We start from the raw sequence: 25,696 nt of genomic DNA on the forward strand, positions 1-25,696 counted from the left end.
AATCAACAGAAACTGTCAATGATTCAATTAGTTAGGGTGTAATCCTTACTTAGGTTTGCATCGAATAGCTTTAGTGAAGCTATTAAATGAAGAGTAATCATTAACATTTCACATAAGATATCATAACAATTGTTTTATAAAGCTTGAGCTGTCTGTTTTGCGATAATAGAAAGTGACCGCACCGACAGAAACGTGATTACTTTATCAATACGCCCGTAAATCATACGAATAGCACGCTCAATCAAGCAGTAAAAACCTTTGATTATTTAATAAGTTAAGGACTAGAGATCTAAAAAATCGCACAAGCTTTCACTCATGCGATTTCATTTATATCATGTCCATCGACTAACCCGAGGCTCAGCGAACTTAGAGAATAATCATCCCATCTCGATAAGTCAGAGCAGGAGAAACGTCTTGGCCAAGTAAGACTGGGCCATCAAGGTCGACAATTTCAGATTGAACGGCGATAGGCAGCGCTGCCCGCATCGCCAATGAGGTTCCTAGCATACAACCCGACATCAGAGTAAATCCGAGCCTTTGGGCTTCTTTTGCAAGAGCCAATGCTTCAGTCAGACCACCGGTTTTATCGAGCTTAATATTGACCATCTCATACTTACCCAACAAAGATGACAGCTGTGAAGTGGTATGACAGCTTTCATCCGCACACAGTGGTATCGGGTGATTAATGTGTGCCAGTGACGCATCATGTTGCTGTGGAAGAGGTTGTTCGATCATCGCAATATCAAATTCTGTCAGTTGATTAAACAACTCTTCGAGATTCAGCCCCGTCCACGCTTCATTGGCATCCAGTACAATCTGAACATCTGCCGCCGCTTCTCGTACCGCGCGAACACGCTCTACCACTTGCTCTCCATCAAGCTTCACTTTTAAGAGTTTCGCACCATTTGCGACATAATCTCGAGCCTGAGTCGCCATCGCTTCTGGAGTGCCAATCGAGACGGTCATCGCTGTCACGATTTGATTGGGCAACTCAAACAGGCTATTTGGGAAGACCTGGTCATGTTGTTTGGCTTCAAGCTCCCAAAGCGCACAATCGACCGCATTTCGCGCTGCCCCTCCGGTCAATAAAGACTGAAGATGATCTCTTAGCTCTGCCGGATCGGTAACGCCTCGCTCAAACATACCTTCAAGAGCACTAGACGCTTGTTGGATTTGCGCTAACACAGACTCCGATGACTCGCCGTATCGTGGGTAAGGGGTGCACTCTCCCTGAGCTTGTTTGCCATCATGTTCTATATAAACACGAACAACGTGACACTCAGTTCGGCTGCCACGAGAGATGCGAAAAGCCGTTTGCATCGCGATAGTAATGGGGTCTGCTGTAATCTTCATAATTTCACTCGGTTGATGTTCGCTTTAACAAATGGAAACGTAGAAATGATGAAGTCGTTAAAGTGAATGTCGCAAATGATCAGTAATGTGTTGTACACCAAAACGCACAGGGTCCGTCACGGGCACTTGATAGAGTGTGGTCCATTCTTGGCATAATGTCTCTGCGTCTTCAATGCTAATTGCCGACGTGTTTAAGCAGATGCCAACCAATTTCACATCTGGATTCGTCAGTCGTGCCGCTTGTAAGTTGGCTTCAATCGTCTGTTCTATGCTTGGCAATTGAGCATGAGGAAGGTTACGAATATGTGGTCGCCCGACTTCATGGCACAACACCAAAGCATCGGCTTGTGCGCCATGTAATAACCCCAAACTCACGCCTGCAAACGAAGGGTTGAACAAAGAACCCTGCCCTTCAATGATGTCCCACTCGTGGTCGGTAAATTCGGGGCTAATCGCTTCAACCGCGCCGGAAATAAAATCCGCAACCACAGCATCAATCGAAATCCCGAGGCCTTCAATCAAGATACCCGTCTGCCCCGTCGCTTTAAACTGAGCTGACGTTCCCACTTGTTTAAGCGATTTTTCAATCGCTAATGCCGAGAACATTTTGCCTACTGAGCAATCTGTTCCGACAGTAAGCAAGCGCTTACCTTGACGAGGCTTACCGTTACCAACATTAAGAACACCGTCAAAATGGCGTACATCATGAAGCTTAGTCAATCCTTGCTGTTGCATGTCAGCAAGCGGTGAAAATTCACTCAATCGTTGGTGCATGCCAGATGCAATCTCAAATCCCATTTCTGCAGCGGCCATTATGGTTGACTGCCAAGAATCAGGAATGACGCCCCCCGGATTTGCGGTGCCAATCACTAGCGTTTTCGCCCCCTGCGCTTGCGCCTCTTGCAAGGTCATGTCCATTAAGCCCAGTGAAACGGTATCGCCCGTTAAACGCAGCTGGCCTAAGCAGATTTCTGGTCGCCATTGGTAAATACCACGAGCTGTTTTTGCGGCGAGTGGGTCAGTAACATCCCCAAGAAAAAGAAGGTAAGGTTGAGCGATAGACATGAGTGTTCCTAATTAATAAATCCTTGTATGGATTTACTTTAATTAGGAATTAGATAGCTGCCGAATACCTATTTATGGCGAGCCTATAACCTTAAGTTATAGGGTGAGTATAGATCTTCAATGAAGCGATAAATTGCTTAACGGAAATTGACTGAGGGGTGTGCTCTGCGCAAAGCATCGATACCGAGAATTGGATATCTGGTTGAAGTGGCAACACACAAACCGAATCGTCATTTTGATACTGCTCTGCCGTCCACGGGTCAACGATCGCAAACCCTGCTTGGTGCTTCACCAGTTCCGCCGCAGCGCTGTATCCACGTACCGATATAGGGTGGTGATAATGCTCATCGCGTGCAATAAGGCTTTGATGTAACAGGAGGCCTAATGGATCGCGGCTATCAAGCCCGATGATTGGCAGCGGATAATTGATAAGATCATCTAGCGTTAATTCTGCCGGTAACTGCTCAACCGTATTGGATGGAACCAAAACCTTGAGTGACTCGGTTAAGAACATTTCAGTCAATATGGCAGGCGGCGCTTCATCGCCAAACGCGATAGCAATATCAAGCTCATGCTTTAACAACCCAGCACACAGTTCATCACGGTTTGCTGTCAGCAACTCAAAAGAGAGCTCTTGTTCGCGAGACATTTGAGCAATCACTGGCGTCAGCAACTTGGTCGCCAGAATCGGTGGCGCACCAATACGTAAATGCTGATGGCCTTGCTTAACTTTGTTGGTCAAAGAACGAAATTGACCCAGTTGTTGGTAGACCTTCTCCGCTTCCGGTAATAAAGTTTTCGCTTCAACCGTTGGCACTAAACGCCCTTTAACTCTTTCAAATAAACCAAAACCGAGTTGTTGCTCTGTGTGCGCCAGAATACGAGTCACATTAGGTTGCGACACATGTAGATTACGTGCAGCTCCAGATACGGTTCCGGTTTGCATGATGGCGTAAAAGACTTCCAACTGTCTTAGGTTCAAACTGATGTCCTTATGATTCACGAAAAGCTAACAACTTCAGGCATAGAGCTAAAAGCTCAATTACCTATTAATAAATAGTAAGCAGTAAGTTTAGTTTAATAGCTCTTCAATCTTAGGCTGGAGCACTTTTGACCAAGCTTGATAAGCCTTCGCATTCAAATGCAAATCATCACATGAGTATTCGTTCGACAAAAGCTGATTAGGTGACAATACAGAATTCACATCTAAGAACGCAATGCCTTGCTGAGAACAGTACTCGCTTATCTTGCTATTGAGCAGTTCCACTGAAGGGTTCAAACCTTGCAGTTTAGAACCGACATAAAGCGTTGATTGCACCAATATGCGAATATCGTTTTCTTGCCACACCTTAAGCATATCAATGTAGTTCTGGTAGATATGTTCGACATCATAACCCTGAGCTAAATCGTTTATCCCTGCCATAAAACATACAAGCTTTGGTTTCACATTCAACGTGGTATCAATACGGCGCAACATACCCGTTGTGGTATCGCCTGCTAGGCCGCGATTGACCATCGAGACATCGCGGAAAATATCCGCCCACGGTGCCCATTCAGTGATCGAATCACCAAACATCACTAAGTCTGCATTTGGAGAGAAATGACGGTGATTGTCTGATGTCATGATGTAACGGCTCATGCTGTGGCCTCGTTGCTGAATCTCAGACTGAAGAGAAACTGCCTTGAGGATATCACTGTCCGGCGTAGTGCCATCAAATTGAGCCAATAACCCTTCGATGTGTGGCTTAAAAGGGCTAAGACGAGTACTCAGTTGGTGGTGTTCTTTAAGGGAAGATAACCTCTCTAATAGTGCGTATAGAGAGCTATTTTGACCAACTTCTTGGAATAACTGATACAGATCGAGGACAGGGTGTTGTTGCAGCGCGGCAAGTAATTGCTTGTCTTCCATGGTGTTATCTAACCCTTCAATTATCTAATGATGAATCAAAGATAATATCCGATTGCTTACGGGATAGATAACACTAGAAGCAGATCGTTACTTTTACTAGAAGTAAATAGTTACTTTTCTTTGATTAATAGATGATTACGATTATCGCGGCTCTTTTTAATAAGCTCGTTGCTCTCATCCATTTCATCTGACTTTGCAAGGCGATCATAAAGCAGCACATTCACTGTCGCAGCCAAGTTCATACAGCCGACCGTTGGTACATACACAACGTGATCAGCTCTATCCGCAACATCTTGAGAAATTGAGCCATCTTCAGGGCCAAAGATATAGATAGCATTTTCAGGGTGTTTAAAACGAGGCAGTGGTGTCGCACCTTCTGCTAGTTCTACACACACAATCTGAGTTTCCGCGTCAAGATTATCTAAAAATGACTCGACACTAGTCAGCGGAATAGTGCGCGTTGCACTCTTAGTATCAGTGTGGAATTTAGCGGCTTTTTCGTAGCGTTGCCCTGTGTATTTAACTTCGTCGACTTGGTAACAACCAGCCGCACGCATAACAGCACCAACATTCGTCGGGCTCTTTGGGTTAGTTAAACCAATAGTCACATGGCTTTTGTTCATGAATTTTCTCACTTAACGAATAGACATAGCAGGGTGCTACAAAGCGTCGCATTCTAACAAAGCAACGTCCAATTCAAAAGCACATAAACGATCCCCATAGTTATGCGCACTGCCCTTGATTACATAGGCCTGCGAGCAAGAAAACAGAACCACCTTCATATTTACAAAACAAATGCCATTTAGGGTAACAATTAAACAACAAGTTCATTTACATTTTGAAACCACATTAATAATCTGTTGAAAACTGCATTGGACAATCGCACAGGAACCGTGACATGACCCTAACCATCAAGAATCGCCTCTATATTCTCTCCTTCATACCCTTGTTGCTAATGGCGATCGGGATGATGAGCGTGACTTATATGAAGAGCACCGAGCTAACGGCTCAGCAAGTAGAATCGACGCGTAGCAATATGATGGCGATGAAAGAAAAAGAACTCAAAGCGTATCTCCAAATGGCCTACTCTTCGATAAGCCCATTTTTGGACAGAGGGGCAACGCTTGAAGAAGCTCTACCAACACTGAGAACATTAGAATATGGCGAATCTGGCTATATTTTTGGTTATGACTCTAAAGGTGTCCGAGTTGTTGTTGGGCAAAGCAACGATGGCATTGGTAACAACTACTTCGACCTACAAGACAAGCAAGGTAACTACTTAATCCGCGACCTCATTAAGAACTCCAAACTGGGTGAATTCACGACTTACTATTTCCCGAAACCGGGCCAATCTGTCGCATTACCAAAACTCAGCTACTCAGTATTTGTTCCGCAATGGGACTTAATGCTTGGTACTGGCTTCTACACCGATGACATCGACGCTGTTATTGCCGAGATGAAAGAAAGTTCGAATGTCGCGCTACAAAGTTCCTTGACTGCTATCGCGATTTTCTGCGGATTGATTGCCCTAGTGGTAGCCGTTTTCGCTGTTGCAGTGAACCGTACCATCATGCAACCTCTTGAGCAGTTCGACCGTTCAATTAGTGCCTTTGCAAGTGGCGAGGCCGATTTAACCGCTCGAATGGAAAAATTCAAAGCCCCTGAGTTCACTAAGCTCAGCGAGAACTTCAACGCCTTCGTCGCTAGCCTACAAACCATCATCCGCAGCGTGAGTGATGTTGGCCAGCAAGTCGTCGCTGAAACCAGCAGTATGTCTTCTCGCGCCGCTCAGGTTGATGAAATTGCCACTGGTCAGCGTGAAGAGACTGAACAAGTTGCAACAGCAATGACTGAAATGACAACAACAGCACAAGAGATCTCCAGTAACGCAAGCCAGGCGGCTGACTCAGCGAAGCTTGCAGAGGGTAATGCCAAAGAAGCTCAACAAATAGTGAACGCTGCTGCCAACTCTGTTGCTGGTCTTGCTAGCGAAGTATCCGAAGCCAACACAGTGGTATCTAGATTAGAGGGTGATGTACAAAACATTTCGTCGTCACTGACGGTCATTCAAGATATTGCCGAACAAACAAACTTATTAGCACTGAATGCAGCAATTGAAGCCGCTCGTGCAGGTGAGCAAGGGCGTGGATTTGCAGTGGTTGCGGACGAGGTTCGTAAACTGGCAAGCCGAACTCAAGAAAGCACTGGCGACATCCATAAAATGATTCAGCAGCTAAAAGCCGCCTCAGATGCTGCCGTAAAAGCAATGGATTCGAGCCAAAATAAAAGTGCTCAAACGGTGGAAGAAGCGAATGCCGCAGCCGCAGCACTGGCGAAAATCCAAGAGTCGATTGATACGATCATGGACATGAACTCATTGATTGCTACCGCGACAGAGCAGCAAAACATTGTTGGCCAAGAGATATCTCAACGTATTGTGGTGATTTCCGATCAAAGCTCACAATCAGCATCATTAGCGAATCAAAACCGTGCGGGGAGCCAAAACCTCAACAGCCGCGCAAATGAGCTGTACCACTTGGTGGATCGCTTCACGGTCTAGGACATTTACGGTCTATTAAATAGTAAATAAACGCTACTTATAAATAACAAGTAAGCGCTACTTAACGTTAAGACTTTTCACACTAAATAAGAACGGGCTTCAGAATCTCTACTCTGAGGCCCGTTTTTAATTAAATGGGGTATTGATATAAGGAAGCATATTGCACGGCTCTAAGACCCAAATTCAGCCTCAACACAACTTTGATTCAGAGGACAATGTTCACACTTGGGCTTAGGGTTACAAAACTGCTGACCATGTTCGACTAGCAAACCATGATAGTGGCCGTACTTTTTAGTATCTAGAGGGATCACGCTTTCCATCAGGGTTCGAAATTTTTCATACGATTTAGGCACATCGAGCCCATTGCGAGTGAAGATCCTTCTTGCGTACGCATCAATCACAAAAGATGGTTTACCTATCGCATACACCAGAATCGCATCAGCCGTTTCACCACCGATTCCTTTAACTTCCAATAGCTCATTTCGCAGCTTATCTTTGTCTTGTTCTCGCACCACAGACATATCGTATTGATACTTCGAAAACCACTCTGTCACGGCCTTCAACTTAATGGCTTTTTGATTGTAGTAGCCACTCGAACGAATCTTTTGGGCAAGGTCATCAAGATCCATATCGGCTACTGAGCTTGGATCGCACTTATCGCCTAAGTTGGTGAGCGCTTTCTCTGCGTTCTTCCAGTTAGTGTTTTGAACCAGAATAGCGCCCAAAACTATCTCGTAAGGGTCTTCCCTTTGCCACCAATCAAAATAGCCATAGTGCTGCTCAAGGGTGTCGAACACGCTAAGGATCAGCTCGGCTTGACCCTTTGAATTGTTGTGGCTTTGGGTCATAGAACTAATCCAATTGCTCAGACAGGAAGTCCACTAGCAAGCGAACCTTTGAAGACAGGTTACGGTTCTGAGGATAAAGCGCCCATATCCCTTCTTTGTCGTCTCGATAATCGGATAGCACTTCGACCAACTCTCCCGACTCTAGATCTTCACTCACGTAATATTCTGGCAGTTGAACCAAGCCAATGCTCTGTTTAGCGGCATCCAATAAGGCTAAGCCACTGTTACACCTAATTCGTCCATTAACACGAACCGAGCGAGGGCGTTTATTCTCTTTGAATCGCCAATGTTCAAAGCCACCGACCAAACATTGATGGTGACTCAATTCAGAAAGCGTATGCGGCTCACCATAGCGTTCAATGTATTCAGGGCTTGCACATACATAAAGCTGTCGCTGCGATAACTTCTTTGCGACCAAGCTTGAATCTTCTAAGCGGCCAAGGCGAATCGCCACATCAACACCAGAATCGATGAGATCGAGCTTTTGATTGGTCAGCATCAGCTCAAGTTCGACCTGCGGATGGAGCTTTAAAAATTGATGAAGTATTGGAGCGAGTTGGCGCTCACCATAGGTCACAGGCGCAGTGACTTTCAGTAAGCCTTTTGGTGTGGATTGCATCTGCGTGACCGCAAGCTCAGCAATTTCTAAGCCTTCAACCAGTAACTTACACTGCTGATAATAGAGTTGCCCGGCCTCTGTTAGAGAAACCTTACGCGTCGTTCGATTGAGCAGTTTCACCGCGAGTCGTTCTTCGAGATTTGCTACTCTACGACTGATTTGAGCCACCGACGTAGCGAGCTTCTGCGCCGCACCAGTAAAGCTTTCACGCTCTGCCACTGCAACAAACTCACTTACCCCTTCCCAATTGGCCATGTTTTTACCTTATGCTGAACGATGGTTACCCAGACAGTGTATTGAAGATAGATATCAGTGTCACCTTGCTTGATATGCGCTGTTCATAAATGGTCTGCATCTACAATCGTTCAAAATCAATACAACCAACACCTGACATTTCTCCATATTCCTACCTAATACTAACAAAATCGGCTTTTCTCCTGACACTCATCTTACCACTTCATTGGTATGTTGGTTCTGTACCGGAACACAGGTATTCCAACAAAGTAAGGTAATCCTATGAAAAAATTAATCATACTTGCATCAACTCTTGTTCTCAGCACCACAGCGTTTGCAGCAACTAAAACAACGATTCAAGAAACAACGCTAAAGTCTGATACATTTGTTACTGAAGCGGAAGCATACGATGCAGGCACAAACCTTATGGATGAGTTAAGCGCAAAAACACCTTTTGAGCTTTCAAGAGAACTGCCACAGTTCCAACAGACAACCAAATACGATTCGTTCAAGATTGATGACGCGAATATGGAAGTGAAGAAAATCACTAACATGAGCGGTGACATTCATTACCAAGCGAACGTAAAAGTTGACTACCGTTACACATACAAAGACGGTCGCAGCAGCTAACACCGAATGATTGATCAGGTCTAAAAACTGATCACGTAGTCAAAAAACTGATCGCCTAGCCAAAAAGAAAGCCCGCACTCATAGAATGCGGGCTTTTTTGTCGTTCAGCTATGATCAATGGGATCCAGAGCGCGCAACCATTATCAGATCATGCTTATCTGCTTATCTGCTTATCTGCTTATCTGCTTATCTTTGAAGATTAAACCTCAAACTGAGACACAAGGCTATCAAGCGCTTCACACTGTTCGGCCAATGCCATGCAAGCATTCTCAGCGCTGCTCGCCATTTCAACCATTTGCATGGTGCTTTCAGCGATGCGTTGAACATTCTTATTCACTTCTTCAGACACTTGAGACTGTTGCGAAGCCGCCGTTGCGATTTGTGTGTTCATGTCATTCATCTTGCCGATTGAGTTTCGAATCTCACTCAATGAAGACGCCGCCGTTCCTGCCTGAACAATGGTTTTCTCGCCACTCACTTTGCTTTCGGTCATCACACCAACCGCATGTTTAGCACCCACTTCTAAGCGTTCAATCATTGATTGGATTTCGCCAGTACTGTCTTGAGTTTTACTCGCCAACGCTCTTACTTCATCTGCGACTACGGCAAAACCACGGCCTTGCTCACCGGCACGAGCGGCTTCAATCGCCGCATTCAATGCAAGCAGGTTGGTTTGCTCTGCAATGCCTTTGATCACGCCTAGAATTGAAGCAATGTTCTTCACATCGGTATCCAGCTCTTGAACCACGCCACCCGCGTTCTCGATATCTTGCGCAAGGCGTTCAATAGAAGTCACGGTTAAACCCAGCGTCTTATCTGCCGATTCCACTTCATGATTGGCAACGTTACTTGCAGTTGCGGCATCCAGTGCATTACCACTGACCACTTCGCTAGTTGCTTGCATTTCATGAACCGCTGCCGCGACGACTTCACTTTCTCTCTGTTGGTTCGATGAAAATTCAGCAACACTTTGCGTGAGTGATTTGATGTTTTCCATCTCGCCACGTACCGCGTTCGATGTAAGAATAACTTGCTCCACGGTTACATGGATCTTGCCAACAAACTGGTTAAATGCGGAGCTTAAGCGAGCAATTTCGTCGTTGCCTTCAACCTTCATGCGTTGAGACAAGTTACCGTCGCCCGATGCGATCTCATTCATCGCTTTCTCTACGTTCTGGATTGGTTGGACGATAAAACGGTTAGATAACCACATCGCAAAAAGCGCAGCGAAAACAGCAACCGCCATACCCACTTCAATAATCAACTTACTTGATTCGATAGAGTCAGCAGCTTGCTGACGAAGCTCTTTCTGCTTCTGTTCAATCAGGGTTCTGATATCACGAAGCTGAACACGAATGATTGCAAACTCAGCGTCTAATGCTGACGAGTAATTGATGTTGTATTGGTATGCGCTAGCAGGATCTGCAAACATTGGTTCATGCAGCGCCACCCATTTGCTCATCGCGTTCACAAGCTTTGACAACTCACTGCGAGAAGAAGGATCTAGCACGCCCGCTGCATATAAAGTTTCCACACTTTCAAAACGAGGAACCGCTTTGTAAGCATTGTCTTTAAACTCAAATTTTTGGTACTCAATCGCCGCTTGGTCTTTCGCGAGTAGCAGACCTTGAGCAGAAGCGATAACTTGGTAAATGTCACGATACCCATCTTCCAAATTGTCTAACACGGGCTGAACCACATTATTCAGCTCATGGTTGATCGCAGCCTGAGCATTAGATCTAATGACATTAAGCACAGTAACAGTCGAGAAAACAATCACGATCACCATTAGTGGAATCGCAATTTTACTCTTAATAGATAGGTTGTTGATACTCATAAGGGGGTTAATAACCACACAGTAAATAGGGACGCGCGCATAATATACAGTATCAATATAAAAGCTAGCTAAAAGTTTGTGAACCTAGTCGCACATCAAACGTTACCCTTGAATCGACTGTCTATTATTCAACCAAAGGTCAACTTTAAAAAGTAGAGCCAAAGACGTTTTTGCACTTATTTACCACAGACATGCTCAAATACTGGAGAAGTAATGGAAATAGCACCATAATGTACGGCTCAAAAGTAAATAGGTATGAACATGAAAATTTGTGGTGTTGAAATCAAAGGTAACGATGCTGTCATCTGTCTTCTTTCTCTGTCAGATGGTGTATTTAATATCCCTGATTGCCGAGTTTCAAAGGTTGCGATTAGCGACGCAAACGACACGCAGAATATGAAAGACTTTCAATTCTCTTTTGCAAAGTTAATGGAAGATTACCAAGTAGACAAAGTTGTGATTCGTCAACGCCAAACTAAAGGCAAATTTGCTGGCGGTGGCTTTGGTTTCAAACTAGAAGCAGCAATTCAACTGATCGACGGCCTAGACGTAACCGTTGTATCACCTGCTGACATCAAGGAGAGCCTTAAGCGCAACCCTCTTATGATGAAGTTCAAAGAAACTGGCCTTAAGCAATACCAAGAAGCACCGTTTACAACGGCTTACGCTTGTTTAATGCAGCGCTAATCAATAGTCGCTAGCCAATATTTGATACAGAAAGAGCCTGAATATTCAGGCTCTTTTTTGTTTCTATCACTCGGCTTTAAACCCAGTTAATTTTGATGAAATACGCTTACCGCTCTAACGCTGTTCGCCTGCGAGCCTTAATCCATTCCGGCTTTTTCACCACCAGATAAACCGCAGCGGCAGACAAGGCGAAGCCCGTCGCGCCGTAGATATCGAACGACTCACCAAAGATAAGCCAGGCTTGAATTGCTGTCGTCGGTGGCACCAAGTAAAACACCGACGCCACACTTGAAGATGCACCGTGCTCTACCATGTAAAGCAGCAAAAGGATGGCAACACAAGACAGAACCACCACCAGCCAGATTAGAGTCAACGTGAATTCTACAGTCCAGTTCACTTGCATAGTTTCGTAACGCATTGCGAACGGTAGAAACAACGCAGCAGAAGCCAAGTATTGCACCATCGCGCCGCCGACCATATCTGTCCCCTGACAGAAACGCTTCTGATACAGAGTGCCGCAGGTAATACCAACCAAAGAAACCAAACACAATAACGTTGCCAGGCCTTTTTGGTCGTCTGACTGCCATTCAATATTGCCCATCAACACCAAGCTAATACCCGCAAAACCGAGCGCTAATCCCAGCCACTGTGCAAAATTAAAACGCTGTGAAGTACAGCTGATCATAATCAATGCGGTAAGAATCGGTTGTAAACCAACCAGTAAAGAACTCAACCCGGCAGGCATACCCATATCAATCGCCAGATAGGTGCCACCAAGGTAGAAACCATGAATCAAGATGCCGACCACACAAGCATGGAAGAATGCGCGACCACGAGGGATACGACGCTTAAGGATTGCAATCAAAACCAAGAACAGCGCTACGTTGGCCACCATCCTCAGTGAGAGTAACGTTGCGGGTTCGGCATATTCAACACCAAGACGTGCGCCAACAAAGCCTGACGACCACAATATTACAAACACAAACGGAATCATTTTAATCAGCATTACAAACCTCTGGTCAACTCTTCATCAATGCTGTTACCTTAGTTGGGTACAGATAACTAATAAAGACACAGATATAACACTTTAAATGGTTACAGATTAAGAGTGGCAACGAGGGAGAAAAACGTGGAAGCAGAACTCAGCGGCAATAAATACCTTGCTACCGAACAACATATTAAGGCTCAGATCGATAAAGGACTTTTTCATCCAGACGATCGCCTTCCCTCGATCCGCCAGTTAAGCGAACAGCTTGGCGTAAGCAAAAATACCGTGATTCGCGCCTATCAAGAACTCGAAGCAACGGGTTGGGTTTACTCGGTACCTAAATCTGGCTATCGCGTAAAGACACCGAACACCACCAGCAGGGATACACCAAGCCAACCTCAAAAAGTGGACCTTTTGTCTGTCACCAAATCGGTACTCTCTCGCCCGAAAGGCCGCCTGAAACTGTTGGCAGGTTCTGCGCACCCGAACATAAACAACCCTGCGATTCGTAGCTTGTATGCGGAGATTGGTCGCCACAGTCGATTACAAACTCAATTGCCTGGGTATTACCAATTACCTCCCGGCGACGAGCAATTAGTAAAGCAATTGTTAAAGATCACCCATGATCTAGGCGTACCTACGGGATCCAAAGAGATTGCGATTACTCATGGTGCTCAACAGGCGATCAGTTTGGCACTACGTGCGCTCACCAAACCGGGTGACATCGTGGCCGTAGAGTCGCCTTGTTACTTCGGTAATTTATTGTTGCTCGAATCACTTGGCTTGCAAGCTTTAGAAATCCCGAGCAGTGTTAGCCATGGCATTGATATTCCATCACTACAAAGCGCTCTAGATAAATGGGAAGTGAAAACACTGCTGCTAACGCCAAACTTTACTAATCCAACGGGATCACGGATGCCATTGGCGAATCGAAAAGCATTACTGGAGATCACCGGATCTTTACCAATTATCGAAGACGATGTGTTCGGTAGCTTGGCATTCGATACACCAATCGCTAGCCTCAAAGAGCTGGATGACCAAGATAGAGTCATCTACGTCAACTCACTGTCTAAAACCTTAGACTCACGCTTGCGAATCGGTTGGTTATTGTCGGGGCGCTACCAACCTTTGGTCGAAAAGTACCTTTTATGCGACAACATGGGCAGCTCAAACCTGATGCAATCCGCTGTGGGGCAATTCCTCACAACAGGAAAATACCGCAGTCACCTTTCGAAAATGAAACGACTCTACCAAACCAACCAAAAGCAGTTTCAAAGCTTGTTAATACAAGCATTGGATAGCTATCCTCATCTTGAAGGGCGTTATCATTTATCGAAGCCAGAAGGCTCTTTTTTAAACTGGATAACATTGCCTGAGTCGGTCGATAGTTATGCCGTCTACCAAGATTGTTTAAAGCACAAGTTAGGGATTTTACCCGGTACTGTGTTTGGGACGAATGACCAATATAAACACTGCTTGCGCTTCACTGTCGCCAATATTGAAGAGAGCAAAGAGTGGAAAGAAGGGGTTGTGACATTAGCGAAGATAATCGCTAAGCATACACATTAACCAGATTAGACCCACATAGCCCAAACAACAAAGCCCCACTCAACTGAGTTAATGCCGTTCGGATAAGCATTATTGCTTGAACCTGAACGGATATTTGGCTGGGACAAAGAGGACTGAACGTGGAAACGTTCGGTCCTTTCTTTTATCTGGAAGAATGAAGTGACTCAAACTGTCTCTCATCCTTTTCAGTTTTACAGGTAGAGTTCCGTCTGGACTTAAAGCTAACCAACGTAATTGCGCATCAATAAGGTTAATTGCGGCGGTAAAACTGACCCTAGTCGCTCGAACCCCGGCTTCTGAAGCTATCTTAACCATCTCTAATCGCACTAAGTTATAGGCAAGTAATACGCCCCAAAGCTCTTGCTTCACACCGGCAGAAAAACGACTTCGTAAAGTGACGTGACTTTGCAGTTGAGTCTGTTTAATTTCACCATAACCTTCTTCTATCTCCCAGCGTTGCCAATAAATACGCAGCAGGCTTTCTAGCGAGTATCTACTAGGGTCTGTAAGTGAAGTAATAAAACCTTTTATCTCACCTTTTGGCTCTTGATATAGGACTAATCTGGCTTCCCAACGTGCGGGTAAATTCGGATTCTGCCGTTGAGCTTGAGGAGAGATGGGCATTGAGATGAGCATGTCGTTCTCCGCATATTTCTCCAACACTTCATAGCGTAGCTTACGTTTTGCAGGCATTAACCAGTGAGCATTTTCCGCACTCTCTTGCCACGACAACAAAAGGTCTGCCGAGAAATAACAACGATCAAATAAGGTCAATGAATGTGCGGGGATATCATTGAATAGACGCTTAGCTAAGGTCGTTTCACCGACATGACAGCCATCAAAAGCCGCCCCCATAATCATTCGAGTTTCTGTTGACATCAAAGCGACTAAACGAAGTTGAGGGTAAGGTTTCAATTTTTTAGAGATGAACCCAAATTCTTCAGCGTTCTCTGGGGAATCTTGGCACCTAAATGTAGTTCCATCCACAGCAAGAACATTAAGCTCTAAGTCTTTATCTTGTTGAAGGATATCTCCATTCCAAGCCTTTACCGTTGTGTGAAACAAAGCCGCTAATGGACTCTCATCTAGACGTCGGCGTGAATCAGTTAGGACACTAGGTGCAACACGAGACCAGCTATCTTCAGGTTTAGGCTGAAGCGCAATGTCTAATGAACTGCATACCTCTTTGATAGACATGTTGCGTTGCAGCCCCATCCAAATAACTAACCAGACAGCTTGCTGAGCGGGAAGCCGACGTCGTCTTATGCTCGCTTTATTGGTTTCAAGAAGAGCTTGTTCTATCCACTCAATCTGAATGGCGTCGACGACAGATTCATAATTGTCGGCATCTTCAATGGTCTCGTGTGCCATTGCTAATTCTTGTTCAAGCATAAAAAATCCCCATCAACGTTGTTGATGGGGATTATCTGCTAACTGCAAGATCGTTCAAGTCTTCTTAAACGATCGGCATTACACTCAACTGAGTGGGGCTTTCATCATTATCATATCTTGGGTTGCTTAAATGCAATTAACCTTGCCAAGCAAACTGTTCGAACACCTTGTCTACTGGCGTTTTAGCAACGCGGTTTACATAGTTGCTGATCACTTTCTGAGACAAGCCAAGAATCACTTCTAACACCTGTTGCTGACCGTAGCCCGCTTCGAAAAATGCGGCCATTTCACTTTCAGGTACATTACCGCGGTTGCGTACCATGCTCAGCGTAAAGTCATGTAGTGCTTGCAGCTTTTCAGTGGGTAGAGCCGTGCGATTACGAAGTGCTTCGGTGATCGCAGGATCAACCTTCATTGAATGTGCGATACCTGTGTGCGCAGGAACGCAGTAGTGGCATTCGTGTTCAACGTTGATGGTTTGCCAAACAACCGTCAGCTCTTCAGCATCGAAAGATGAGTCACTAAACGCCTGATGAAGCTGAGTGTAAGCCTTAAGTGTGTTTGGAGATTCAGCCAACACACCGAAAAGACCCGGTACTCTGCCCATCTGCTTTTTAGCACCTTCAAGAATAGGTTGGCTTTGTTCTGGTGCTGATTCTACTGAATGAATTTTGAAGTTGCTCATTGTTTTATCCCTATCAATTTATGATTCTAAAGTTATTCAATCACGGAGCAATTAATGACTGTTCTCCGTTGGTGTGAAAACAATGTAGATCAAATTAGAACGATCGTTTAAGTGTTATTTTGAACACTCGTTCAATTTCATTCTATTTATCGAATCAACAATTAAGAAAAAACCGATTTTATTTTAGAGGGGCTAACCCTAACCCCATGATTAAAAAACAGAAAATCCGCCAGGCATCAACTGACGGGCTCGCTTATAAGTCAGCATTCTTATTTCAATCAACGATCAATGCTAACGGTACAAGCCTTCAGAACATCTAATCTCATCACAAGGTTAGACACTTTTCCCTTCAAATTGGTAAAGCTCTCTGAGCGTGTCTTTTAACCATAGAACGATGGGGTTGTAGGCATTGCGTTTGTGCCAAATCATGGTGAACGGGATCAGCAGCTTTTTGACGTTTTCTTCATCTAAAGGGATAGGTAGACAGGTAAGATTGGGGTGGAGCTGTTCAACATAACGTCGACAGTAATTCGGCGCAACGGTAGTCATGGTATGGTTTGATTGAGCTGTCATAAATAACGACTGCTCAAAACCAGCTAAAGTCAGTACGATATTTCGGTCTAGTTGTAGGTCAGTAAGCACTTCATCTAGCGCCCATGTTTCACTTTTCTCCCACACAATATTGATGTGGGGGTATTTAAGGAAAGCCTCTAGATTCCACTCTTCTTTCAAGGCCGGATGATCTTTTCTCAAATACACAACCGGCAAGTCGTGAAACAGAACCTCGAAGTCGATGAAATAAGGTAGTGAGTCTAGGGATTCTTTCGAACGTGGATGGCTTTCTCTCCCTGAAAATCCAATATCCGATTCGCCACGTACGATGGAATCTATCGAATCGTAGTCCCAGTTACGCATTTTGATTTTCGCGTTGGGGTAACGTTGAGACACGCTTTGCGTCAACTCGTTAAGCATGATCAGAGATAAAGGAGATTCTGCCTCTAGATTCAAACGCACATCTTTTGGCGCTTCGTCACCACGAGTCGTCAGTATTTGGCTTCCAATCTGCAGCCAGTCTTGAAGATCTTTTACCATGCTCAGTGCAAGTGGCGTTGGCGTTAATCCCCTTGGCGTTTTCACAAACAAAGGATCATCAAACCAATCTCTAAGCTTGGTGAGTGATTTACTCACCGTAGAAGGCGTGACGTTCAGCTTTTTCGCAGCTTTTGAAACACTCTGCTCCTGCAGCAGCAATTGCAGAGTGAACAACAGGTTCAGATCAAGACGGGCTAGTGGCTTCTTCATAATCACTTTTAACTTGAGAGGGACCTACCCATAGTATTAGAGCAATACTGATAACTCCACCAACAGCTAGTATAAATACCAACATATTCAATGCACTTAGCCCAATAATGCCCATAAACCAGATAAACAATGCCGACGTACATATTTGAGAAACACCAAGAATCGAACTAGCCACACCTGCCCGCTGCGAATAACTGCTCAATGCTTGGCTCATCGCGACACCAAAGCCTAACGAGAATCCGCCACACACGAAAGCGAAGCCTATTAATGTCACGTAATGTCCTAATCCACCATCCATCGAGGCTATTAGCAAAATAGCAGCCACAATGAAGCACGTTTGAGAGGTCAGCATTAAGCTTTTCTGCTTAAACACATTCAATGCAAATGGGGCTGAAAATGACACCAACATGCTCACCAAGGCGGTTAATGCCATGGTGTAAGAGTACTGACCTCTATCGAAGCCAAGCTCTGTCATAATCAACAGTGGAGAGACATTCACATAAGTGAGAATTGTGGTTACGCCGAAACTGGTCATGATCACTCGGCTAATAAACAACGGCTCTTTAAACGTTTCGATTGAAGTCGAATGAAGGGTTACAGGTTTCTCAGGTAAGCGCGATTTCTCAGAGAGAGAGGCTTTGGCTAACCCATTATCTTTGATGTTGAGCTTAGTCTCTCTTAGCACCAATACAGACAATAAGCACACCACTACACCCATGCCTGCCATGGTCGTGAACAAACTCGGCCATGGGTAAATAGTCATGATTAGATGACCAATCACAGGCGCGAGTACCGGAACGATGCAAGTAATGCCATTTAACATCGACAGCACCTTCGCACGCCTTTTATCGTCTAAGACATCTCGTAAGATGGCGAACGCCACCACATAACAAGCTCCAGCACCAACACCTTGGAAAAAACGCACGATAAGAAACGACTCAGCACTGCTCACAACCCCGCCCAACGTCGACGATAGAGTAAAAATAATTGCACCGAAAATGGCAACGGGCTTCCTCCCTACGCTATCGGCAAATTTACCCGCGAACAACATAGTCGTTGCCATACCGGCCAGATAGATAGAAAACGCGGCATGGAGCTGAGCCTCAGAAGCATTTAAGTCCGCGGCGATTTGAGGTAACCCAACCAAATACAGATCAATGGCCGTTGGATACAAAAGCACAAGTGCGAAACTACAAAATAGAAAACGATACATAACACCCCCACATAATTGGTGTGAGGATAATAAGAGCGAAATGCAAAACTACCGAGTGGCATCTACGACAACAGGTCTTTCCATTTACGACAAACCCCCATGCTCTCTCAAGAAGTCTATTGATTGGGGCTAGTCAAATAGGGTGTGCTAGATATATAAATCCGGCAGAGATTCACTAAATAAGCAAGATTTGGACTGAATTTTTCTGAAATAAAGGCATCTCTTAATCAGAGGTGCAGTGCGAGTTATTGAACGTCGATTAATTTACAAAGGTTATCAAAAGGCTAAAACAATTCACCTGCCGAACACCTAATTCACCCAACCATACTCCTCGCAAATTGCTTCGTAACTTTTTTAGAAAAATTCAAAATTTATTAGAAATTAACCCCTAACTTTACTGAGTATTTTGTTAGTCTTGGAAACAATTATTTACAATCCAAACAAAAATTAATTGGATCGCTTGAGGTTGTTTTCTTGAATATGAAATTATTCGGCAGTTCCCTAATCCTTTCAGGGACTGCATTAGGGGCTGGCATGCTGGCCATTCCGATGGTATTAGCTCAATTTGGTTTCATGATCAGCTCAGTACTGATGCTACTTATCTTTATCGGCACCACCTACTCTGCGCTTCTACTAGCGGAAGCGTGTACAAAAACGAAAGACAACAGTGGCATGAGCAGCGTTGCTTACTTAACGCTTGGCAGTAAAGGTAAACACTTTATCAATGCACTCTTTTACCTGTTGCTGGTATGCATGCTGATCGCTTATATCTTGGGTGTCGGTGACATCATTCACAAGCTGCTGCTCGACGTTGGCGTCAATGTGTCTACATCGGTTGCCTATACTATTTTCAGCCTATTGATGGGTGTGATCGTGGTGGCGGGTAAGTCATATATCGACAAATTAAATCGTGGTTTATTCATCATGATGGTGGTGATGCTGCTTATTGTTATTGCCTCTTTGTTTAGTAATATTCGTCTTGATTACCTGACTCAAACCAGCAAATACACCGCTAATGATGTGGTGCAATACAGCGCGGTTATCTTTACCAGTTTTGCCTCTATGGTGGTGATCCCGTCACTGGTTATCTACAACCGAGAAGCGACTCAAAAACAGATCCGCAATATGATTCTATTGGGTTCAGTGATTCCACTCGTCTGCTACCTGACTTGGTTATTCGCAATTATTGGCAACCTTGGCACAGACGCGATCAGTCAGTTCCACAATATCTCTGAGTTGATCTCTGCGTTCAGCGACCAATCTGCTTGGTTGAAAGTGGTGATTGCGCTTTTCTCCGCTTTAGCCTTGGTGACTTCTTTCCTCGGCGTGTCGATGGCGCTTTATGACCAAAACAAAGATGCGGTGACCAACAACAAAGCGTTGGCTTATGCGTTGACCTTCATCTTACCTTTGGCATTAGCAGAGCTGTTCGCTAGCCAGTTTGTCAGCATGCTGGATTACGCAGGGATGGTATTGGTGTTCCTAGCTATCTGGGGACCACTTGCAATGGTGGTTAAGGTTCGTAGACCTGACTTCCCTCACCTACAAACCGAAGGCAGCTATACTGCAGCCGGTGGCGACACGGCACTAATGGCAACATTCGGCTTTGGTGCTTTGATTTTCGTATCTTGGTTTATGGGGTAACTCATCACTCGGTCATAGACCTAAAAAGATACCAAGAAGAGCAGCTTTGGCTGCTCTTTTTTTATGCCTAATTCCCCTACCCACGTTATTCCTACCCCCTTCTCGACAAGCATCGTCTGAGACCTTCAAAGAACGCCCTTAGAAACAATCATTTAGATAAAAAACTCGTCATATTTAGATCTCAGCACCAGCTCAAAACACCATGCTCTATGATCATATAAAGTAACTCCATTGCTGATACATCTGATAATTAGATCACAAAACAACCTCAATGGTATTGCATTGGTACTGTCATTTAAAATACCATCATTGCGTACCCTACAGTACTAAAGGACATAATAATGAAATCGACTAACTTCAAACTGTCTTCAATGATGTTCATTGAATGGTTTATCTGGGGAGCATGGTTTGTTCCCTTATGGCAAATACTCAATACCAATGGTTTTACGCCAACTGAGATCGCATGGTCTTATGCATGTACTGCAATCGCAGCGATCATTTCACCGATCCTAGTTGGATCAATCACCGACCGTTTCTTCGCAGCGCAGAAAGTACTTTCAGTGATGTTGATAGCAGGTGCAGGTTTGATGTACTTAGCGGCTCAACAAACCGAGTTTGCCACCTTCTTCCCAATCCTTTTGCTTTACTCGTTAACTTACATGCCGACGATTGCACTGACCAACAGCATTGCTTTCTCTAACGTAGAAGACGTAGAACGTGACTTCCCGCGTATCCGTGTAATGGGCACCATCGGCTGGATCGCTTCTGGTATTGCGATTGGTTTCTTACCAGGTTGGTTGGGTTACGGCGATATTTCATCAAGCAATATCCCTCTTATCCTGACTGCTTTAGCTTCTTTAGCTCTGGGGATCTTCGCGTTAACATTGCCAGACACACCACCAAAAAGTACCGGTAAACTTAGCCTAAAAGTGATGCTTGGCCTTGATGCTCTCGTGTTGCTGAAAGACAAAAACTTCCTAGCATTCTTCGTTTGTTCTTTCATGTTCAGCATGCCATTGGCGTTCTACTACATCTTCGCAAACGGCTACTTAACCGAAGTCGGCATGAGCAACGCAACTGGCTGGATGACGCTGGGTCAGTTCTCTGAAATCTTCTTCATGTTGGCATTACCTTTCTTCACCAAACGATTTGGTATTAAGAAGGTACTATTACTTGGTCTCTTTACGGCAGCAGTTCGTTACGGCTTCTTCGTCTACGGAAGCGCAGACACTTGGTACCTATACTCACTGCTGTTCGCAGGCATCCTCTTGCACGGCGTGAGCTACGACTTCTACTTCGTAACGGCTTACATCTACGTCGACAAAAAAGCACCTGCTCACATGCGTACCGCAGCACAAGGCCTTATCACTTTAGGTTGCCAAGGTATCGGTAGCTTGTTGGGTTACCGTTTAGGTGGCGTATTAATGGAGAAGATGTTCGCTTATGACGAACCACAAAACGGACTCACATTTGATTGGTCCGGCATGTGGGGCTTCGGTGCCATCATGATCGCCATCATCCTCGTGATCTTCATGTACTTCTTCCGTGAACCAAACGGCGAAATCAAAGAGATCAAAATCGACAACAAATCAGATGGAAACCCATCAGAGCAGACTCAAGTAGAAAAAGCTCAAGCGTAACTTTATACCTGCTCAGTCTTCTCTCTAGCCTTATTTTTTAGCTAAAGGCTGAGCAGTTTTTAAATAACCTATTTTTGGTGAAGTAAGATGAACATTTCGAAACAAGAAAGAATTTTAGGCACTTTTTATGGTCAAGCACTGGGTGATTCAATGGGAATGCCATCAGAGCTTTGGCCAAGAAGCCGAGTAAAAGCACACTTTGGTTGGATTGACTCTTTCCTACCGGGGCCTGCTGAAAACAACGCCGCTTGTTATTTCGATGCTTGCCAGTTCACGGATGACACCTCAATGGCGCTAGCTCTTGCTGACGCTATCATCGAATGCGACGGAGAAATCTCACCAGAGATCATTGCTCGCAACGTATTGAGCTGGGCTGAAGGCTTCGACGCATTCAACAAAAACATTTTCGGCCCTAGCTCAAAAGCTGCGATGCGTGCGATTAAAGAAGGCACTTCAATTGATGAGCTTGAAAACAACGGTGTGACTAACGGTGCTGCGATGCGCGTATCGCCAATGGGCTGCCTAGTTCCTACCGCCAGCTTAGACACCTTCATCGATCAAGTCGCACTGGCTTCAAGCCCAACACACAAATCAGATGTCGCAATAGCGGGTGCGGTTGCGATTGCTTGGTCGGTATCAAAAGCGATTGAAGGACATAGTTGGAGCGAAATTAAAGATCAATTACCTGCGATCGCCAACGCAGCACAAACCAAGAACATCACCACATTCAGTGCCTCAATGGGCGCTCGTATTGAACTTGCTTTGATGGTTGCTTCAGAAAACAGCGGCATTGAAGAACGCATGGAAAAAGTCTACAACTTAATCGGTGCTGGCGTGAGCACAATTGAATCGGTACCAGCAGCCATTGCGATGGTTGAATTGGCGCAAACCGATCCAAACCGCTGTGCGATCTTGTGTGCTAACTTAGGTGGTGATACCGACACGATTGGTGCGATGGCGACCGCTATTTGTGGTGCACTGAATGGTATCCAAGCTATCGATGTCGATCTAAAAAAACAGCTTGATGATGAAAACCAACTCGACTTTGCAGGTTACGCCGCCACCTTCCTGCGTCTAAGAGAAATTAAGGAGCAAGGGTATGCCTCATAGTTCTTTGATTACACTGATTCCAACCCTCAAGAATCAACGACAATTGTGCCTGATTGGTGCGGCTGTGGTCGATATCGTGACAGAAACACCGGCCCTACCGAAGCGTGGCACCGATGTAGAGCTGACCGAGAAAGGCATTCATGTCGGCGGTTGCGCTCTAAATATCGCGATTGCTCTGAAAAAGCTGGGCGTTGAATCAATCAATGCCTTACCAATTGGTCAAGGTAAGTGGGCTGACATCATCACCACAGCAATGGCTGAAAAAGGCCTAACAAGTCACCTACAAGATCCAAGTGGCGACAATGGCTGGTGCTTAGCGCTCGTGGAGCCAGACGGTGAACGAACCTTCTTGTCTGTTAGCGGTGTCGAGAACAACTGGAACCAACAAGCACTTGATCAGTTAGATCTTCAAGATGATGCGATTATCTACCTTTCTGGTTATCAGTTGTCTTCGGGTTGTGGTGAAGAGATCGTTAGCTGGCTGGAAACGTTGCCCAACAGCATTGAGCTGTTCATCGATTTTGGCCCTCGTATTGGTGATATTCCAAAACCGCTATTTGATCGCCTAATCAAACTGAAACCAACGGTATCTTTGAATCGCCAAGAAGCTGAAGTTCTGGGTATGCAAGACATCAACACCTTCGTTGAGCAATGGCATCACACTTATCGCTGCCCGCTGATTTTGCGCATCGACAGTGATGGTGCTTTATTCGCCACTCATGACGGCTACGGAAACGTTGCGCCATTTAAAGCAACAGTGGTTGATACTATTGGCGCAGGTGACACCCATGCCGGAGGCGTATTAGCTGGCTTGGCTTCTGGCTGGGAATTGCCCGACGCAATCTTGTTAGGCAACGCCGTGGCATCTTACGTGGTGAGCCATGTAGGTGGCGACTGTGCCCCAAGCGTGGATGAGATTACTCGCTACCTTAACCAATATTAACCCTGGCTAATTCATGTACACACTAGGCTCAGTCTTACTGGGCCTTTTTGTTACGCCTGTCTTTTTTTACCTACCTTTTTGGCCTTTCTCCCATGATTAAATTTTCTGCTTTGAACCGCTTTTCAATTGCAAATAACAAAGCAACAAGGATCCTGCTCGCAAGCTGTGGAATCAACCTGTGCATCGGTGTTCTCTATACCTGGAGTGTATTCAAAAACTCACTTTTAGAACTCGGTTGGAACAACACTCAAGCTTCGATGCCCTACACGATCACTATCATCACTCTTTCATTGGCACTACTCATTGCTGGTCGTATTCAAGATAAGATTGGTCCCCAAAAGGTATTGATGGTGGGCTCTTTGATGGCGGGCACAGGAATGATCTTAGCGAGCCTATCTTTGACGCCATGGAATCTGAATATGAGCTTTGGTTTGGTCACTGGTGCGGGAATTGGCTTCGCTTACGCATGCTTGAACCCAACGGCAATGAAGTGGTTTCACTCTTCTCAGAAAGGCATGGTCAATGGGTTACTCGCCACGGCATTTGGCCTTGCGGCTATCTATTTAGCACCGCTTACAAGTTACCTAATATCCGTCGTTGGATTGGAACAAAGCCTTCGCATACTTGGAACTGGGCTCATCATCATTGCTTTCCCACTGGCTTGTTCGATCAAAAACCCGCCAGTTGGGTATGAGCCGAAAGCCAACTCAGAAGAATCTGACTTATCAAAGCCTACACCACCTCCCGCCCGAAATTACATGTGGAAAGAGATGCTCGCCACCAAGCAGTTCTACCTGTTGTGGTTCACTTACGCCTTCGGTGCTGCCGCTGGCTTGATGATCATCGCCAACATCACCTCGATTGCTGCTGAGCAAGCCAATATCTTAGAAGGCGCTTATTTGATTGTGACCTTATCGATATTCAACTCAGCAGGTCGATTAGTCTCTGGGCTATTGAGCGACAAGATTGGTGCGTTGAAAACATTAGCCATCGCGCTTGGATTGCAAACCATCAATATGCTGCTGTTCAGCCAGTTTGTGTCTAGTCCGACTCTAATGGTTGGCGCAGCGTTGGCAGGCATTGGATATGGCACCTTGTTAGCGGTGTTTCCTTCAATCATGGCAGACTTATACGGCCTGAAAAACTTTGGCGCAAACTACGGTGTACTTTATACCGCTTGGGGCATTGGCGGCTTTATCGGCCCTATCCTTGCGGCAATATCCGTTGATTGGTATGGCAGTTACTCGATAGCCTATTTGATCTGTGCGATGTTGGTGAGTATAGCCACAGTTCTAACCTTCAAAGTAAAACCCATTTCAACAGAGCCTAGTAGCGACACAGAGTTAGCCCCACATTACCAACCAGAACGTTCAAGCTAACCTGATAAAACCTCTGAGTGGTGGAATCTTTGTTTCGCCCTCATATTTCACATTTCTATTAAGTGTGGGCTGGGACTTCGGGTATACTT

General features: G+C 45.1%; 22 protein-coding genes. 9 read left to right on the forward strand and 13 right to left on the reverse strand.

What is annotated here, in order from left to right:
- Nucleotides 1-366 precede the first annotated feature (366 nt).
- From dgcA to M4S28_RS16940, 5 genes are all read right to left on the reverse strand, one after another.
- Entirely contained in the window at nt 367-1,353 is a 987-nt protein-coding gene (gene dgcA, locus M4S28_RS16920; RefSeq protein ID WP_249633282.1) for an N-acetyl-D-Glu racemase DgcA, read from the reverse strand.
- A 57-nt stretch (nt 1,354-1,410) separates the two neighbouring features.
- The gene (gene dgcN, locus M4S28_RS16925; RefSeq protein WP_249633283.1) at nt 1,411-2,418 is read right to left on the reverse strand and encodes an N-acetyltransferase DgcN; all 1,008 of its coding nucleotides are present in this window, start codon (nt 2,416-2,418) and stop codon (nt 1,411-1,413) included.
- Nucleotides 2,419-2,509: 91 nt separating this feature from the next.
- The gene (locus M4S28_RS16930; protein ID WP_249633284.1) at nt 2,510-3,400 is read right to left on the reverse strand and encodes a LysR family transcriptional regulator; all 891 of its coding nucleotides are present in this window, start codon (nt 3,398-3,400) and stop codon (nt 2,510-2,512) included.
- Between the two features lie 90 nt (nt 3,401-3,490).
- Nucleotides 3,491-4,327, reverse strand: coding sequence for an SGNH/GDSL hydrolase family protein (locus M4S28_RS16935; protein ID WP_249633285.1), 837 nt, complete (start codon nt 4,325-4,327; stop codon nt 3,491-3,493).
- 110 nt (nt 4,328-4,437) lie between these two features.
- Nucleotides 4,438-4,950: an RNA methyltransferase gene (locus M4S28_RS16940; protein ID WP_249633286.1), complete on the reverse strand. Its 513-nt coding sequence runs from the start codon at nt 4,948-4,950 to the stop codon at nt 4,438-4,440.
- A 275-nt stretch (nt 4,951-5,225) separates the two neighbouring features.
- Here M4S28_RS16940 and M4S28_RS16945 point away from each other — a divergent pair, with 275 nt between their 5' ends.
- Nucleotides 5,226-6,887 (forward strand): methyl-accepting chemotaxis protein, encoded by a 1,662-nt coding sequence (locus M4S28_RS16945; RefSeq protein WP_249633287.1) that lies wholly within the window; start codon nt 5,226-5,228, stop codon nt 6,885-6,887.
- Nucleotides 6,888-7,057: 170 nt separating this feature from the next.
- Here M4S28_RS16945 and M4S28_RS16950 read toward each other — a convergent pair whose 3' ends face one another.
- Both M4S28_RS16950 and M4S28_RS16955 read right to left on the reverse strand, forming a co-directional pair.
- Nucleotides 7,058-7,735: an endonuclease III domain-containing protein gene (locus M4S28_RS16950; RefSeq protein WP_102560784.1), complete on the reverse strand. Its 678-nt coding sequence runs from the start codon at nt 7,733-7,735 to the stop codon at nt 7,058-7,060.
- A 4-nt stretch (nt 7,736-7,739) separates the two neighbouring features.
- Nucleotides 7,740-8,609 (reverse strand): LysR family transcriptional regulator, encoded by an 870-nt coding sequence (locus M4S28_RS16955; protein WP_017076903.1) that lies wholly within the window; start codon nt 8,607-8,609, stop codon nt 7,740-7,742.
- A gap of 261 nt (nt 8,610-8,870) precedes the next feature.
- On the opposite strand from M4S28_RS16955, the gene M4S28_RS16960 reads away from it, so the two are divergent.
- Nucleotides 8,871-9,218, forward strand: coding sequence for a DUF3316 domain-containing protein (locus M4S28_RS16960; RefSeq protein WP_017076504.1), 348 nt, complete (start codon nt 8,871-8,873; stop codon nt 9,216-9,218).
- A 199-nt stretch (nt 9,219-9,417) separates the two neighbouring features.
- Here M4S28_RS16960 and M4S28_RS16965 read toward each other — a convergent pair whose 3' ends face one another.
- Entirely contained in the window at nt 9,418-11,055 is a 1,638-nt protein-coding gene (locus M4S28_RS16965; RefSeq protein WP_249633288.1) for a methyl-accepting chemotaxis protein, read from the reverse strand.
- 261 nt (nt 11,056-11,316) lie between these two features.
- Here M4S28_RS16965 and M4S28_RS16970 point away from each other — a divergent pair, with 261 nt between their 5' ends.
- A complete protein-coding gene (locus tag M4S28_RS16970; RefSeq protein WP_010432976.1) occupies nt 11,317-11,742 on the forward strand; it encodes a DUF3010 family protein in 426 nt (141 codons plus the stop codon).
- Between the two features lie 106 nt (nt 11,743-11,848).
- Here the strand turns inward: M4S28_RS16970 and M4S28_RS16975 are convergent, their stop codons facing one another.
- On the reverse strand, nt 11,849-12,748 hold the full coding sequence (locus M4S28_RS16975; protein ID WP_017076905.1) for a DMT family transporter: 900 nt from the start codon (nt 12,746-12,748) through the stop codon (nt 11,849-11,851).
- Between the two features lie 123 nt (nt 12,749-12,871).
- Between M4S28_RS16975 and M4S28_RS16980 the strand changes: the two genes are divergently transcribed.
- A complete protein-coding gene (locus M4S28_RS16980) occupies nt 12,872-14,299 on the forward strand; it encodes an aminotransferase-like domain-containing protein (RefSeq protein WP_249633289.1) in 1,428 nt (475 codons plus the stop codon).
- A gap of 69 nt (nt 14,300-14,368) precedes the next feature.
- Here the strand turns inward: M4S28_RS16980 and M4S28_RS16985 are convergent, their stop codons facing one another.
- The 4 genes from M4S28_RS16985 to M4S28_RS17000 all read right to left on the reverse strand — a co-directional run bounded on the left by M4S28_RS16985 (nt 14,369) and on the right by M4S28_RS17000 (nt 18,891).
- Nucleotides 14,369-15,691, reverse strand: a complete 1,323-nt coding sequence (locus tag M4S28_RS16985; RefSeq protein ID WP_009845967.1) for an IS4-like element ISVbsp1 family transposase — start codon at nt 15,689-15,691, stop codon at nt 14,369-14,371.
- A 136-nt stretch (nt 15,692-15,827) separates the two neighbouring features.
- Nucleotides 15,828-16,376, reverse strand: a complete 549-nt coding sequence (locus tag M4S28_RS16990) for a carboxymuconolactone decarboxylase family protein (RefSeq protein WP_004732957.1) — start codon at nt 16,374-16,376, stop codon at nt 15,828-15,830.
- Nucleotides 16,377-16,709: 333 nt separating this feature from the next.
- On the reverse strand, nt 16,710-17,678 hold the full coding sequence (yidZ, locus tag M4S28_RS16995; protein ID WP_004732954.1) for an HTH-type transcriptional regulator YidZ: 969 nt from the start codon (nt 17,676-17,678) through the stop codon (nt 16,710-16,712).
- Nucleotides 17,653-18,891 (reverse strand): MFS transporter, encoded by a 1,239-nt coding sequence (locus M4S28_RS17000; RefSeq protein WP_249633290.1) that lies wholly within the window; start codon nt 18,889-18,891, stop codon nt 17,653-17,655. Before M4S28_RS17000 ends, yidZ begins: the two co-directional genes overlap by 26 nt.
- Before the next feature lie 480 nt (nt 18,892-19,371).
- Here M4S28_RS17000 and M4S28_RS17005 point away from each other — a divergent pair, with 480 nt between their 5' ends.
- From M4S28_RS17005 to M4S28_RS17025, 5 genes are all read left to right on the forward strand, one after another.
- The gene (locus M4S28_RS17005; RefSeq protein ID WP_249633736.1) at nt 19,372-20,535 is read left to right on the forward strand and encodes an amino acid permease; all 1,164 of its coding nucleotides are present in this window, start codon (nt 19,372-19,374) and stop codon (nt 20,533-20,535) included.
- A gap of 341 nt (nt 20,536-20,876) precedes the next feature.
- On the forward strand, nt 20,877-22,175 hold the full coding sequence (locus M4S28_RS17010; RefSeq protein ID WP_151417438.1) for a nucleoside permease: 1,299 nt from the start codon (nt 20,877-20,879) through the stop codon (nt 22,173-22,175).
- Between the two features lie 87 nt (nt 22,176-22,262).
- Nucleotides 22,263-23,285 (forward strand): ADP-ribosylglycohydrolase family protein, encoded by a 1,023-nt coding sequence (locus M4S28_RS17015; RefSeq protein ID WP_249633291.1) that lies wholly within the window; start codon nt 22,263-22,265, stop codon nt 23,283-23,285.
- Nucleotides 23,275-24,228 carry a PfkB family carbohydrate kinase gene (locus M4S28_RS17020; RefSeq protein WP_102436665.1) on the forward strand — a complete coding sequence of 318 codons (954 nt, stop codon included), beginning with the start codon at nt 23,275-23,277 and terminating at the stop codon, nt 24,226-24,228. The genes M4S28_RS17015 and M4S28_RS17020 overlap by 11 nt, the downstream gene beginning before the upstream one ends.
- Before the next feature lie 92 nt (nt 24,229-24,320).
- On the forward strand, nt 24,321-25,607 hold the full coding sequence (locus M4S28_RS17025) for an L-lactate MFS transporter (protein WP_249633292.1): 1,287 nt from the start codon (nt 24,321-24,323) through the stop codon (nt 25,605-25,607).
- Nucleotides 25,608-25,696: the final 89 nt, after the last annotated feature.

Origin of the sequence: Vibrio sp. J383, assembly GCF_023503985.1 — a bacterium.
Classification (GTDB): Bacteria; Pseudomonadota; Gammaproteobacteria; order Enterobacterales; family Vibrionaceae; genus Vibrio; species Vibrio splendidus.

Coding starts and splice junctions, on each gene's coding strand:
- M4S28_RS17010 (WP_151417438.1), top strand. CDS start 20,877: ATGAAATCGACTAACTTCAAACTGTCTTCAATGATGTTCATTGAATGG.
- M4S28_RS17025 (WP_249633292.1), top strand. CDS start 24,321: ATGATTAAATTTTCTGCTTTGAACCGCTTTTCAATTGCAAATAACAAA.
- M4S28_RS16955 (WP_017076903.1), bottom strand. CDS start 8,609: ATGGCCAATTGGGAAGGGGTAAGTGAGTTTGTTGCAGTGGCAGAGCGT.
- M4S28_RS16950 (WP_102560784.1), bottom strand. CDS start 7,735: ATGACCCAAAGCCACAACAATTCAAAGGGTCAAGCCGAGCTGATCCTT.
- M4S28_RS16990 (WP_004732957.1), bottom strand. CDS start 16,376: ATGAGCAACTTCAAAATTCATTCAGTAGAATCAGCACCAGAACAAAGC.
- M4S28_RS16945 (WP_249633287.1), top strand. CDS start 5,226: ATGACCCTAACCATCAAGAATCGCCTCTATATTCTCTCCTTCATACCC.
- M4S28_RS16965 (WP_249633288.1), bottom strand. CDS start 11,055: ATGAGTATCAACAACCTATCTATTAAGAGTAAAATTGCGATTCCACTA.
- M4S28_RS17005 (WP_249633736.1), top strand. CDS start 19,372: ATGAAATTATTCGGCAGTTCCCTAATCCTTTCAGGGACTGCATTAGGG.
- M4S28_RS16940 (WP_249633286.1), bottom strand. CDS start 4,950: ATGAACAAAAGCCATGTGACTATTGGTTTAACTAACCCAAAGAGCCCG.
- M4S28_RS17000 (WP_249633290.1), bottom strand. CDS start 18,891: ATGTATCGTTTTCTATTTTGTAGTTTCGCACTTGTGCTTTTGTATCCA.
- yidZ (WP_004732954.1), bottom strand. CDS start 17,678: ATGAAGAAGCCACTAGCCCGTCTTGATCTGAACCTGTTGTTCACTCTG.
- M4S28_RS16935 (WP_249633285.1), bottom strand. CDS start 4,327: ATGGAAGACAAGCAATTACTTGCCGCGCTGCAACAACACCCTGTCCTC.
- M4S28_RS17020 (WP_102436665.1), top strand. CDS start 23,275: ATGCCTCATAGTTCTTTGATTACACTGATTCCAACCCTCAAGAATCAA.
- M4S28_RS16975 (WP_017076905.1), bottom strand. CDS start 12,748: ATGCTGATTAAAATGATTCCGTTTGTGTTTGTAATATTGTGGTCGTCA.
- M4S28_RS16985 (WP_009845967.1), bottom strand. CDS start 15,691: ATGCTTGAACAAGAATTAGCAATGGCACACGAGACCATTGAAGATGCC.
- dgcN (WP_249633283.1), bottom strand. CDS start 2,418: ATGTCTATCGCTCAACCTTACCTTCTTTTTCTTGGGGATGTTACTGAC.
- dgcA (WP_249633282.1), bottom strand. CDS start 1,353: ATGAAGATTACAGCAGACCCCATTACTATCGCGATGCAAACGGCTTTT.
- M4S28_RS17015 (WP_249633291.1), top strand. CDS start 22,263: ATGAACATTTCGAAACAAGAAAGAATTTTAGGCACTTTTTATGGTCAA.
- M4S28_RS16970 (WP_010432976.1), top strand. CDS start 11,317: ATGAAAATTTGTGGTGTTGAAATCAAAGGTAACGATGCTGTCATCTGT.
- M4S28_RS16960 (WP_017076504.1), top strand. CDS start 8,871: ATGAAAAAATTAATCATACTTGCATCAACTCTTGTTCTCAGCACCACA.